Below are 12,172 nucleotides of genomic sequence, written 5' to 3'. Positions count from 1 at the left end.
TGTGGGTGATGCACCGCCACCGCGGCTGCCGGATCTGCGGTGCCCGTGCCACCTGGGCGGCCGCCGGAGGCATCGCAGGCGCCCGCGCCGGGTAGCGTGCTCGCGCAACGGCGCCCGGCGTGCGAGCCGGGACGACCCAGAGACGAGGAGATCCCGTGGCGGAGAGCTACAACGGCTACTGCGTGAAGTGCAAGGAGAAGCGCGACTTCGACGGCGAGGTCAAGGTCAGCGAGTCCGGTCGCCGCATGGCCCAGGGCACCTGCCCGGTGTGCGGCACCAAGATGAACCGGATCCTCGGCAAGGCCTGAAAGGATCCTTCTGCCCCCCACCGCTCGCAGGCTCGCGGCGGGCCCCTGCAGAAGGACCGTTCCATCCACTCGCGTCGGCGGCGTCCCCTGCGGGACGCCGCCGTTCGTCGTCCGCACCCTGTGGACGACGGCCGCGGTCCCGCCGCGGGGCTGCCACCCTGCCGGGGTGAGCGACAGCGTCCATCCCCTGCTCCCGGCGGCGACCCCGCTGCTCCTCGGCGAGGCCGGCAACCTGCAGGTCGGTGGCGTCGACTCCACCGACGGCCTACTCCTGGAACCCGCCGCCGGCCTGGCGCCCCTGCTGCGTGGCCTGGACGGGCGCCGGTCGCAGCGGATGGTGCGGGCGGACGCCGCCCGCGACGGCCTGGAACCCGCTCTGGTCGACGCCGTGCTCCAGGCCTGCCGGCAGACCGGGCTGCTCACCGACCTCGACGCCGCCGATCTCCTGGCGATCGGCACCGGGCCGGCCGCGGTCGCACGGGCTGCGGTGGAGCTGCCGGCGGCGACCGGCGCGCCCGGCATCCGGCCTGCTGCCTGGCGGACGCGCCGGCTGGCCACCGTGGTGGTCGAGGGCGCGACACGAGTGGGCACGCCGCTGGCCGCCGTGCTCGCCGCCAGCGGGGTCGGCCGGGTGGTCGTGCGCGACGCCGGGATCGTCACCGCGGCCGACACCGTGGTGGGCGGGCTGACCGCAGCCGACGAGGGGCGGCCGCGCAGCGCGGCAGCGGCCGACGCGATCCGCCGAGCCAGCCCGCTGACCGATCTCGGCCCCCTGCCGGCCGGGCTGGCGCCCGACCTGACGGTGTACACCCGGGCCTGGGCCGCCTCCGATCCACTGGTCGCCGCAGCCGACGGGGCGCACCTGGTGGCCACCGTCCGGGGCGAGACGGGCGTGGTCGGGCCGCTGGTGCTCCCGGGCACCAGCAGCTGCCTGCACTGCGCTGATCTCCACCGCCGCGACGCGGATGCGCGCTGGCCGCGGCTGGCCGCGCAGCTGACCGCGAGCGAGGCACCCGCCAGCGGCGCCACGCTGACCTGCCTGCTCACCGCGCTCCTGGCCGCCGGCCAGGCCCTGGCCTATCTCGACGACGCGGGCGCGCCGCTCACCCTCGACGCCACCGTCGAGGTGCGGCCACCGGATCTACTGCCCCGCCTGCGCCGATGGCCGCCCCACCCGACGTGCGGCTGCGGTGCGGCGGACCCCGGACCCGGCCGTCGCGACGGCGCCTCGGCACCTCCTCCCGGCGGACCCGCGGCAGGACAGTCCACAATGGGCGGCTGAGCGAGCTCACGGGCTCACCGGGCACGACACGGCGCCGCACGAACCGGGGGCCGGCGAGGAGGACGCGTGAGTGACGAGCGACCGGTGATGCCGCGGGGGTCGGTCGCGCGCAGCGCCCGGCTGGCCTCCCTCCCCCTGGGAGCCGCGGGCCGGGCCACGCTGGGCCTGGGCAAGCGGCTGTCCGGCCAGTCGGCGGACGCGGTGAACGCCGAGCTGCAGCAGCGCACCGCCGAGCAGCTGTTCGCCGTCCTCGGCCAGCTCAAGGGCGGCGCCATGAAGCTGGGGCAGACGCTGTCGGTCTTCGAGGCGGCGGTGCCCGAGGAGATGGCGGCGCCGTACCGGGAGGCCCTCACCAAGCTCCAGGAGGCGGCGCCGCCGATGCCGGTCCGGACCGTGCACGCGGTCCTGGCCCAGCAGCTCGGCGGCACCTGGCGGCAGCGCTTCCGCGAGTTCGACGACGCACCGGCGGCGGCGGCCAGCATCGGCCAGGTGCACCGGGCCACCTGGCGCGACGGCCGCGACGTCGCCGTGAAGATCCAGTACCCGGGCGCGGCCACGGCCCTCATGAGCGACCTCAACCAGCTGGCCCGGTTCGCCCGCCTGTTCGCGGCGGTCTTCCCCGGGCTGGACGTCAAGCCGCTGATCGCGGAGCTGAAGGCGCGGGTCGTCGAAGAGCTCGACTACGGTTTGGAGGCCGACGCCCAGCGCGGCTTCGCCGCGGCCTACGCCGGTGACGAGCAGATCGCCGTGCCGCGGGTGGTGGCCAGCGCCCCCAAGGTGATCGTCTCCGAGTGGCTCGAGGGCGATCCCCTCTCCCGGGTCATCGCCGACGGCAGCCGAGCCGACCGCGACCGCGCGGGCCGGCTGCTGGCGGTGCTGCACTTCTCCGCACCGCAGCGCGCGGGGCTGCTGCACGCCGATCCGCACCCGGGCAACTTCCGGCTGCTGCCCGACGGCCGGCTGGGGGTCATCGACTTCGGGGCCACGGCCCGGCTCCCCGACGGGCATCCCGAGCCCATCGGCCGGCTGCTCCGGTGGGCGCTGGCCGGCCGGGCCAAGGACGTTCTGGCCGACCTGCGCACCGAGGGCTTCGTGCGACCGGGCGTCGACGTCGACCCGGGAGAGGTGCTGGACTACCTGCGGCCGTTGCTCGAGCCGATCGCCGGTCAGCGTTTCCACTTCACCCGCGCCTGGATGCAGGAGCAGGCCGTGCGGATCGGCGATCCGCGGACCGAGGCCAACCGGCTGGGCCGGCAACTGAACCTGCCACCGGCCTACCTGCTCATCCACCGGGTCTCCATCGGCTCCATCGGCGTGCTCTGCCAGCTCGACGCGGCCGCCGACTGGCGCGCCGTCCTGGAGGAATGGCTCCCCGGCTTCGCGGAGTAGCGCTCGGTCACGCAGAGTGTGCCCGGGGGTCCGGCGCAGGCGTGACTCGACGGCTCCGCGAAGCCGGGGACGGCCACTGGCCGCGGTGCGGTCCGGAGCACCGCGATGTGCTCAGTAGACGGCGGCGCTGGCGCGGGCGGCCCGGCGGACCGCACGCTCGGCGCGACGGGCGGCCCGTCGCGCCAGGTAGAGCCGCCGGGCGCGTGAGGCGGCCAACGCCTCGGCCTGCAGCTCACGCATGCGGCTGGTGGCCAGCTGGTGTTCGTGCATGTGCATGGTGGGTTCCTCCGGGTTGCGGCCCGGCGGCCGCCGGGTGCGCTGGATGTCGGTTGGTCGGGCGTCGGTCCACCGGCCGTCGATGGGCGCGGGCTCACGCGGCGACGACCTTGCGGGGACGGCCGCGGGGCCGCTTCCGCGCGATGACCGCGCCGCGGTCGAAGATCTCGCCGCCCCAGACTCCCCAGGGCTCGGCGCGGTCCAGCGCGCCGGCCAGGCAGGAGTCCCGGGCCGGGCAGTCGCCGCAGAAGCTCTTGGCGAGCTCCAGCTGAGCCGGGCTCTCGGCGAACCACAGCTCGGGGTCCTGGACCCGGCACGGCAGCGGGCGCCGGACCGGTGCGGGTGGCAGCGGGGGGTGTGGCCGTCGTGGGTGGGGTGGGTGGGGGCTGTTCGACGGCGTGACGCCGCCGGTCCAGAAGAGCCCGGGCCGGCGGTGGGACGTCGGGCGGTCGATCGTCTGCGGCACTGCCGCTCCTCCTCGTACTCGTCGGGTACGGCCGGCGGGAGGTCCGCCGACCGAAGTCGGGGGCCGGGTGCCGCGGAGGAAGAGAAAGAGGCCGCGGATCCCGGGTTCGGGTTCCGCGGCCTCGAGGAGGACCGGTGAGCGGCTAGCTCAGCGGTCTCCCCGGGAATCGGATCCCGAGGGTGGTGCCGTCGTGCTGGGGCAGGTAGGTGGGCACGAGGAAGCGCTCGGCCGTGCGGAGCGACTTCGGGCGCCGGTCGAAGGCGGAGGCGATGCGGGACGTGCCCGTGTCAGCGGTTCCGCCGACGACCTCGGTGGCCGGCTGGACGTCGGCGCAGGGCGCGATGGGCAGGCCGGTGCTCTCGTGCCGGGCAGCCGGGCCGGCCATGATCAGGCCGCCCGCGCGCACATCGGCGCCGCTCCGGCCCAGGAGGTCGGTGGAGGCAGCAGCGGTCCAGGTGATGTTCGTCATCGCGGGTGCCCCCCTTCCTCTCTCTGCGCACCGGCCGGGCGTGCACGGTGGTGCAGCGGGTGTGGAACGGGACACTAGGGCGGCCCCGGATCGGGGGTCAATCGAATTAACGACGTTTCCTCCGACTCGGCGTCCCTACCGGTTCTGGAACGGCCTGCCGTCACCCCCGGCTCCGGCGCGGGCCTGCCCGATCAGCTGCTGACGGCGGCCAGCACGTCCTCGCCGTAGAGCTCGAGCTTCCGGGCACCGATGCCGGGCAGCCCCGACAGCTCCCGCAGACTGGCGGGGCGGCTCTCGGCGATGGCCTGCAGGGTCGCGTCGGTGAAGACGACGTATGCCGGGACCGACGCCGACTGGGCGGCCTGGCTGCGCCAGGCCCGGAGCCGCTCGAACAGCTCGCCGGCCTCCCCCTCCAGCACCACCTTGGCGCGCTTGGCCGGGCGGCGGGCCGGCGGGGCGGTGGGCCCGGAGTCCGGCGCCAGCCCGTCGAGGTACCGGCTGCGCGGCCGGGAACGGCGGCCCCCCGGATTGCGGGCCAGGGACCACGACAGGGTGAGCTGCTCGCGGGCGCGGGTGACCGCCACGTACAGCAGCCGACGCTCCTCCTCCACGGCCTCCGGACGGCTCAGCGACTGCGCGATGGGCAGCACGCCGTCGACCAGGCCGACGACGAAGACGACGTCCCACTCCAGGCCCTTGGCGGCGTGCATCGAGGCGAGCGTGACGCCCTGGACGGTGGGCGCGTGCTGGGCGTCGGCCCGCTCGGCCAGGTGGGTGACGAAGCCGGCCAGGTCCAGCGACGGGTGCTCGGCGACCAGGTCGACGGCGAGGTCGACCAGCGCGGCCAGCGACTGCCAGCGGTCGCGCGCCGCTCCCCCGGGCGGCGGCCGGTGCTCGGCCCAGCCGACCGATGCCAGCACGTCGCGGACTGCGGGCACGAGCATGCCGGGCTCGTTGCCACCGGCCGCCGCGCCGCGCAGCAGCAGGACCGCCTCGCGGACCTCGGGCCGCTCGAAGAACCGCTCGCCGCCCTTGAGGACGTACGGCACCCCGACGTCGGCCAGCGCCGACTCGTACACCTGCGACTGCGCGTTGATCCGGAAGAGGACCGCGATCTCGGCGGCGGGCGTGCCGTCGTCGACGAGCGCCTTGCACCGCGCCGCGACCGCGGCGGCCTCGGCCGGCTCGTCGGGGTGCTCGACGAACGTGGGCTCGGGGCCGCCCGCCCGCTGACCGAGCAGGCGCAACCCGGGGAGGCCCTTGCGCTTGGGCGCCTGACCGATCAACCGGTTCGCCAGGCCGACCACCTGCGGCGTGGAGCGGTAGTCGCGTTCCAGCTTCACCACGGCGGCGTCGGGATAGCGGTCGGCGAACCCCAGCAGGTAGTCGGGATCGGCCCCGGTGAAGGAGTAGATGGTCTGGTTCGGGTCGCCCACGACGCAGATGTCGGCCCGGCCGCCGAGCCAGGCATCGAGCAGCCGCTGCTGCAGCGGGTTGACGTCCTGGTACTCGTCGACGACGAAGTGGCGGTACTGCGCGCGCACCTGCCGGGCGACGTCGGGATGCTCCTCGAGCGCGTACGCGGTGACCAGGAGCAGGTCCTCGAAGTCCAGCGCCCCGTCCCGCTGCTTGGCCGATTCGTAGCTGGCGTAGACGGCGGCCACCGCGGCCGGCTCGAAGGGCGCCTCCCGCCCGGCCGCCCTGGCCCGGGCCGGGTAGTCCTCGGGCGTGGCCAGCGTCGTCTTCGCCCACTCGATCTCACTGGCGAGGTCCCGCAGGCTGGCGCGGTCGGTGGTGAGCCGGTTGCGGGCCGCCGCGGAGGCGACCACGCGCAGCTTGTTCTCGATCAGCCCGGGCATCGGCCCGCCGAGCACGCGCGGCGCGAAGTACCGCAGCTGGCGCATGGCCGCGGCGTGGAAGGTGCGCGCCTGAACCCCGCCGACGTCGAGGGCGGCCAGCCGGGCACGCAGCTCCCCTGCGGCCCGCGCGGTGAACGTCACGGCGAGCACCTGCTCGGGCACGTAGGTCCCGGCGTGGACGCCGAAGGCGATGCGGTGCGTGATCGTGCGGGTCTTCCCCGTGCCGGCACCGGCGAGGATGCAGACCGGGCCCGACACCGCCTGCGCCGCCGCGCGCTGCTCGTCGTCGAGGCCGGCCAGGACGGCCTCCGCGTCCGCATGCGCCATCTCCGCCGTGCCTCCCGTCCCTGCGCCCTTTCCGCCGGACCTGTCCGGCCCGGCACGATCCTCCCAGCCGGCACCGACACCCGGCGGGAAGCATGCCCAGGGATGACACGTTGGGATGCACACAGCACGCCACCCCGTTCCGGGGCTGGACCCGCCAGGCACGAACAGGGAGACTCCCCGCGATGACCACCACCCCCGGCGCTGCCGTCACGATGTACACCACCACGTGGTGCGGTTACTGCGTGCGGCTCAAGAAGCTCATGCAGCGCGAGGGCATCGAGTTCGCGGAGGTCGACATCGAGGCCGACCCGCAGGCTGCGGAGATCGTCGTGGCGGCCAACGGGGGCAACCGCACCGTGCCCACGCTGGTGTTCGCCGACGGCAGCGCACTGACCAACCCGAGCATCGACGCCGTCAGATCCCAGCTGGCCCGGCTCCCGGAGGCGTGAGGTACGTGGTCCCCGGTCCCCGGCCGCCCGAGGAGCCCGACGAGTGGGCGTTTCCGGACGCCGCTCGCCGTCCCGCGGGAACCGGGTGCCCGCTCACCGACGGCTCTCCGGTCGCCGTCACCCGCACCTCGCGGGGGTGGGTCGTCGTCCCGTTGTCGGACGACGCCTTCCCGGGTGAGCGCGTGGACGGTCTGGTCGAGGGCATGACGCTGGCCGACCTGGTGGCCGAGGAACGGGGCGCGCTCCCCGAGCCCGACCGCACGGCCAGGCGCTCGGCACGCGGGCCGGTGACCGCCCCGGCCGACAGCGACCCGGTCGACGCGCGGATCGCCGCCCTGGAGCGCACCGTCGCGCAGCTCGAGCATGCGCTCGCCGCCCGGGTGTCCACCGAGCGGGCGATCGGCGTGCTCGCGGAGCGGCACGGCTCGAGCCCGCGCACGGCGTTCGAGACGCTGCGCCGGGAGGCGCGCACCCAGGGGCGGCCCGTCGCCGAGCTCGCCCGTGAGGTGCTCGACGGTCTGGTCCCCGACGCCGTCGCGCCCGACTGCGCCGAGGGCTCTGCGCCGGTCGCCGTGACGACGTGCGTGCCACGAGTGATGCGGATGGTCAGCGGCGCCGTCGCCGCAGCGGACGGCCGGTCCTGACCCGTCCGGAGCCGCTCTCCCCGGAGGCCCTCGCCGACCGTCTCGCCGTCCTGCTGGCGGAGACCGCCGCGGAAGCGGGTGCAGTCGCCCTGCGCGTGGCCGTCGACGGTCCGGAGGTCGCCGATCCCGACGTGCTGGCCGCGGCGATCGCCGATCGACTACCCGCACTGGGGCGGGCCGCCGTCGTCGTCCCCGCCACCGGGTTCTACCGGCCGGCATCGCTGCGGCTCGAGCACGGCCGCACCGACCCCGACGCCCGGTACACCGACTGGCTCGACGTCGGCGCGATCGACCGGGAGGTGCTCGCGCCGACCGGGCCGGGCGGTTCCGGGGAGTACCTGCCCGTGCTGTGGGACACCGCGCGTGACCGGGCCGCCCGGCTCCCGCGGGTACCGCTCCCGGACGGGGCCGTGCTGCTGGTCCCCGGGGCACTGCTGCAAGGGGTCGGGCTGGCGTTCGACGTCGTGGTGCACCTGCGGATGTCGCCGGCCGCACGGCGCCGGCGCACCCCGCCGGAGCAGGCCTGGGCCCTGCCGGCCTACGACCGCTACGACGACGAGGTCGACCCCGCCGCACTGGCCGACGCCGTGGTGCTCGCCGACCACCCCGACCGGCCGGCACTCGTCCTGGCCGGCCGCTGGGCTGCCGGCTAGCTGGAACGGCCCCGCTGCAGGGGCCCGCCGCGAGCCTGCGAGCGGTGGGGGGCAGCGGGGTCCTTCAGTCGTCCTTCAACCAGCGGTCGAGGACGTGGCGGGCGATCGAGATCGACGGCGGCACCGCGAGCTGCCCGTCCGGCGCCCGCAGCTCGTCCCGGGTGAACCAGCGCGCCTCCTCGATCTCGGTCGGATCGATCCGGATCTCCTGGTCGCCGTCGACGCGGGCCACGAAGCCGAGCATCAGCGACTGCGGGAAGGGCCACGGCTGGCTGGCGACGTAGCGCACGTCGGTGACCCGCAGCCCGACCTCCTCCTCGACCTCGCGGGCGACGGCGGCCTCGGCCGACTCCCCCGGCTCGACGAACCCGGCCAGGATGGAGAAGCGCCCGGGCGGCCAGACCGCCTGCCGGCCGAGCACCACGCGGTCGGCCCCGTCGTGGACCAGCATGATCACGGCGGGGTCGACGCGGGGGAAGAACTCGGCGCCGGTCGTCGGGTCGCGCTGCGTCCAGCCGGCCCGCTCCACGGTGGTCGGCGCCCCGGTGAGCGGACTGAACCGGTGCCGCTCGTGCCATTCCAGGATGCCGATGGCCTGGGCGAGCAGGCCGCCGTCCAGGTCGTCCAGTTCCGCGCCCAGGTCACGCAGGCCGGCCCACCGGTCCACGGGCCGGCCGTCGACGGTGAGCGAGCGCTCGCCGCGGACCGCGGCGTAGGGCACGCCGTCGGCCTCGCCGAGATACACCCCACCGACCGGCAGCGAGGGCCGCTCGTCCCACACCAACCGTGGGCCGGACGGGTGCTCGAGCACCGGCACGGCGCGGGTGGCGTCGACCGTGAGCACCCGGACGGGACGCCCCGCGGCGGGGTCGGGCAGCAGCCGGGCGAGATGCGCCCGGTCGTGCGCGGTCCGCGACAGCAGCGGCCCCCCGCCGGTGCCCGGCCCGCCGGTCACGCCTCCCCGCCGCCCCCGGTGACGGTGACCGGTGCCAGGGTCCCGAGTCCGGCGGCGACCCGGCCGGCGTCGCCGACGACGACCGCGGTGAGCTTCTCCGGCGCCAGGTAGCGGGCGGCGGCCGCCTGCACCTCCTCGACCGTGACGGCGGTGAGGTCGCGCTGGTGGGCGGTCAGCCAGTCGGCCGGCAACCCCGAGCCCAGCAGCGCCGAGAGCGTGCTGGCCAGGCCCGCATGGGTCGACGTGGACAGCGCCATGCTGCCGAGGACGTAGCGGCGGGCGGCGTCCAGCTCCGCCTCGGTGACCGGCGTCAGCGCCATGCGGCCCAGCTCGTAGAGCGTTTCCAGCAGGGCCGGGCCAGTGACTTCGGTGGCGACGTCGGCCTCCACCAGGAAGGACGACGCGGCCCGCTGGTGCTCGACGGCGCTGCGCGGGCTGTAGCTGTACCCCCGCCGCTCGCGGATGTTCTCCACGAGCCGTGAGGAGAAGTAGCCGCCGTAGACCATCGCTGCGAGCCGCGCCGCGGGCAGGTCGGGATCGGTGCGGCCGGGGGCCGGGCCGCCCAGCCGGAGGTTGGACTGCACCGCACCGGGGCGGTCGACCAGCTCGACGCCCGGCGCCCGCTGGTCGCCGACCGGCGGGGTCTCCACCGCCTTGCCGGTCGCCGTCCAGCCGCCGAGGGCCGTGGCCACCGTGTCCACCGCGGCCCGGGGGTCGACGTCGCCGACCAGGACGAGGATGCTCCCGGCCGGCACCACCCGCTCCCGGTGCAGGCGCCGCAGCGCCGGCGCGCGGACCGCGGACACCAGGTCGGCGTCGGGCAGACCGATCGCGTACGGGTGGGCGCCGTAGCGGCGGGCGGCCAGCGCGGAGCGGGCGATGGTGCCGGGCTGGGTGCGGGCGATCGCGATCCGCTCGGCCAGCCGGTCGCGCTCGCCGTCGACCTGACCGGCCGGGTAGCTGGCTTCGGTGAGCAGCTCGGCGAGCAGGCCGAGGACGGGCCCGAGGCCGCCGGGCAGCAGGGTCGTGCCGAAGACGAGCCGGTCGGCGTCCGTGCTGACCGACAGCTCCGCACCGTGGCTCTGCAGCAGCTGGGCGATGCCGGTCTGGTCGTGCTTCTCCGTGCCCAGCAGCACCGCACCGGACAGGACGGCGCCGCGGGCCGCGTGCACGCCCGCGTTGCGCGCGCTGGGCGAGGCGAACGGCACCCGCAACCGCAGCTCGACCAGCGGCACCCCTGGCCGGGGCACCACGACGACGCGCAGCCCGGTGGGCAGCGTGGTCTCCTCGACCACCGGGACCGGGTAGGGCCGGGGCTCGCCCAGCGACGGGATCAGCGGGGATTCCTGGGTCGCGGTCATCGACGCACCTCCAGTGGGGAACCGGCGCCTCCGGCACTCATGGGCGGCCTCCCCGCCGGTCGCAGCTCGAGCACCGCGGCGGTGCCCGGGTCCAGCCCGCGGGCGGCCGTCCGGACGGCCTCCGGCGACACGGCGGCGAGCCGGGCGGCGAGCTCGCCGGCCAGCTCGGCGCGCCCGTGGACGAGCTCGGCCGCGGCGAAGGCGAGGGTGCGGCCGAGCACCGAGTCGGCCTGCTGGAGCAGCTGCGCCTCGACGCGGGCCTGGACCCGGCGCAGTTCGGCGGTCTCGACGCCGTCCTGGGCGATCCGGGCGACCTCCTCGTGCACCGCGGCCATGACCCGGTCGGCGGGCACGGCGGCCGGGTGGTGCACCTGCGTGGTGAGCAGCGTCGCGTCGCGGACGTCGAAGGGGTCGCCGAACAGCCCGACGTAGCTGCTCTGCGCGATGGCGATCCGGTCGTCGTGGATCAGCCGGCGCTCGAGGCGTGAGGCGTCGCCCTCGCTGAGCAGCTCGGCCAGGAGCACGGTGCCGAGGTAGGAGTCGAAGTCGCCGACCGGGTCGGGCACCCGCCAGCCGATGGCGAGCGCCGGAGCCGGGGCCAGGGCGTCCTCCACGACGGCGGAACGCACGGCCGTGGGCGACGGCTCGCCGGTGTGCGGCAGGGGCGGCACGTCGCGGGCCGGCACGGGCCCGAACCAGCGGTGGACCAGCTTCTCGGTCTCCGCGACGTCGAGGTCTCCGCCGATGCACAGGACGGCGTTGCCCGGCGCGTAGTACCGGGAGAAGAAGTCGGTGGCGTCGTCGACCGTGGACGATTCCAGGTCGACGAAGGACCCGTAGCCGTCGTGGGTGTTGGCGAAGGTGTCGAAGGCGACCTGCGGCAGCTGCAGCCACGGGAAGGCGCCGTAGGGCCGGTTGAGCACGTTGACCCGGATCTCCTCCTTCACCACGTCGATCTGGTTGCGGAGGTTCTCCTCGGTGATCGCCGGAGCGGCCATCCGGTCGGCCTCGAGGAACAGCGCGCGCTCCAGCGCCTCGGCCGGCAGCGCCTCGAAGTAGTTCGTGTAGTCCTGGTGCGTGGAGCCGTTGAAGGTGCCGCCCGCGGCCTGCACCAGCCGGGCGTGCTCCATCTTGGCGACGTTGGCCGACCCCTGGAACATCATGTGCTCGAAGAGGTGGGCGAAGCCGGTGCGCCCTTCGGGTTCGTTGCGCATCCCGACGTCGTAGTAGACGCTCACCGCCACCACCGGCACGCTCCGGTCGGGGGCGAGGACCACCCGCAGGCCGTTGCCCAGCGTGAACCGCTCGATCGGGTGCCGCAGGGTCAGTTCGGTACCAGCTGCAGTCACGGTTCCCGACAGTAGCCGCGCGGCGGCGGCGCCTGCCGTGCGGTGCACCCGTCCGGGGTGGACCCGGTCGCGGGGCCCGGAGGCTCCCGTCCGGGACACGGGCAGCGGCTCAGCGCCACAGGGGGACGGCCGTTGGCCGCGGTGGCGACCGACGAGCGGGGGCCGAAGGCTCCCCGAGGAGGATCGCGGACGGGCTCAGCGCCGCAGGGGGACGGCCGTTGGCCGCGGTGGCGACCGACGAGCGGGGGCCGAAGGCTTCCCGAGGAGGATCGCGGACGGGCTCAGCGCCGCAGGGGGACGGCCGTTGGCCGCGGTGGCGACCGACGAGCGGGGGCCGAAGGCTCCCCGAGGAGGATCGCGGACGGGCTCAGCGCCGCAGGGGGAC

At 75.6% G+C, this 12,172-nt stretch carries 13 protein-coding genes; 6 read left to right on the top strand and 7 right to left on the bottom strand.

Annotated elements, in window-relative coordinates; all coding sequences use genetic code 11:
* The first annotated feature begins 155 nt into the window (after positions 1-155).
* The 3 genes from QOZ86_RS19950 to QOZ86_RS19940 all read left to right on the top strand — a co-directional run bounded on the left by QOZ86_RS19950 (position 156) and on the right by QOZ86_RS19940 (position 2,979).
* A complete protein-coding gene (locus QOZ86_RS19950) occupies positions 156-308 on the top strand; it encodes a DUF5679 domain-containing protein (protein ID WP_012950213.1) in 153 nt (50 codons plus the stop codon).
* A 166-nt stretch (positions 309-474) separates the two neighbouring features.
* On the top strand, positions 475-1,590 hold the full coding sequence (locus QOZ86_RS19945) for a ThiF family adenylyltransferase (protein WP_284493722.1): 1,116 nt from the start codon (positions 475-477) through the stop codon (positions 1,588-1,590).
* Positions 1,591-1,656: 66 nt separating this feature from the next.
* Positions 1,657-2,979, top strand: a complete 1,323-nt coding sequence (locus tag QOZ86_RS19940; RefSeq protein WP_284493721.1) for an ABC1 kinase family protein — start codon at positions 1,657-1,659, stop codon at positions 2,977-2,979.
* 111 nt (positions 2,980-3,090) lie between these two features.
* Here QOZ86_RS19940 and QOZ86_RS19935 read toward each other — a convergent pair whose 3' ends face one another.
* From QOZ86_RS19935 to QOZ86_RS19920, 4 genes are all read right to left on the bottom strand, one after another.
* Positions 3,091-3,255, bottom strand: a complete 165-nt coding sequence (locus QOZ86_RS19935) for a hypothetical protein (RefSeq protein ID WP_284493720.1) — start codon at positions 3,253-3,255, stop codon at positions 3,091-3,093.
* A gap of 94 nt (positions 3,256-3,349) precedes the next feature.
* Complete coding sequence (locus QOZ86_RS19930) at positions 3,350-3,721, bottom strand: WhiB family transcriptional regulator (protein ID WP_284493719.1); 372 nt, start codon at positions 3,719-3,721, stop codon at positions 3,350-3,352.
* 142 nt (positions 3,722-3,863) lie between these two features.
* Entirely contained in the window at positions 3,864-4,190 is a 327-nt protein-coding gene (locus QOZ86_RS19925; protein WP_284493718.1) for a hypothetical protein, read from the bottom strand.
* 191 nt (positions 4,191-4,381) lie between these two features.
* Positions 4,382-6,376, bottom strand: coding sequence for an ATP-dependent helicase (locus QOZ86_RS19920; RefSeq protein ID WP_284493717.1), 1,995 nt, complete (start codon positions 6,374-6,376; stop codon positions 4,382-4,384).
* Between the two features lie 182 nt (positions 6,377-6,558).
* On the opposite strand from QOZ86_RS19920, the gene QOZ86_RS19915 reads away from it, so the two are divergent.
* Genes QOZ86_RS19915 through QOZ86_RS19905 form a run of 3 tightly spaced genes read left to right on the top strand, consistent with a single transcriptional unit; the run spans position 6,559 to position 8,122 of the window.
* On the top strand, positions 6,559-6,825 hold the full coding sequence (locus QOZ86_RS19915) for a mycoredoxin (protein WP_284493716.1): 267 nt from the start codon (positions 6,559-6,561) through the stop codon (positions 6,823-6,825).
* Positions 6,822-7,469: an ANTAR domain-containing protein gene (locus QOZ86_RS19910; protein ID WP_284493715.1), complete on the top strand. Its 648-nt coding sequence runs from the start codon at positions 6,822-6,824 to the stop codon at positions 7,467-7,469. The genes QOZ86_RS19915 and QOZ86_RS19910 overlap by 4 nt, the downstream gene beginning before the upstream one ends.
* On the top strand, positions 7,406-8,122 hold the full coding sequence (locus QOZ86_RS19905) for a nucleoside/nucleotide kinase family protein (protein WP_284493714.1): 717 nt from the start codon (positions 7,406-7,408) through the stop codon (positions 8,120-8,122). Before QOZ86_RS19910 ends, QOZ86_RS19905 begins: the two co-directional genes overlap by 64 nt.
* 64 nt (positions 8,123-8,186) lie before the next feature.
* On the opposite strand, the gene nudC is transcribed toward QOZ86_RS19905, so the two are convergent.
* From nudC to QOZ86_RS19890, 3 genes are read right to left on the bottom strand one after another with little or no spacing between them, the layout of a single operon-like run.
* Positions 8,187-9,077 carry an NAD(+) diphosphatase gene (gene nudC, locus QOZ86_RS19900; protein WP_284493713.1) on the bottom strand — a complete coding sequence of 297 codons (891 nt, stop codon included), beginning with the start codon at positions 9,075-9,077 and terminating at the stop codon, positions 8,187-8,189.
* Positions 9,074-10,438 carry a M16 family metallopeptidase gene (locus QOZ86_RS19895; protein WP_284493712.1) on the bottom strand — a complete coding sequence of 455 codons (1,365 nt, stop codon included), beginning with the start codon at positions 10,436-10,438 and terminating at the stop codon, positions 9,074-9,076. The genes nudC and QOZ86_RS19895 overlap by 4 nt, the downstream gene beginning before the upstream one ends.
* A complete protein-coding gene (locus QOZ86_RS19890) occupies positions 10,435-11,787 on the bottom strand; it encodes a M16 family metallopeptidase (RefSeq protein WP_284493711.1) in 1,353 nt (450 codons plus the stop codon). Before QOZ86_RS19890 ends, QOZ86_RS19895 begins: the two co-directional genes overlap by 4 nt.
* Positions 11,788-12,172 lie beyond the last annotated feature (385 nt).

The sequence above is a fragment of the Blastococcus capsensis genome, assembly GCF_030165005.1.
Classification (GTDB): Bacteria; Actinomycetota; Actinomycetes; order Mycobacteriales; family Geodermatophilaceae; genus Blastococcus; species Blastococcus capsensis.
This window is presented reverse-complemented; position numbering and strand designations above follow the sequence as displayed.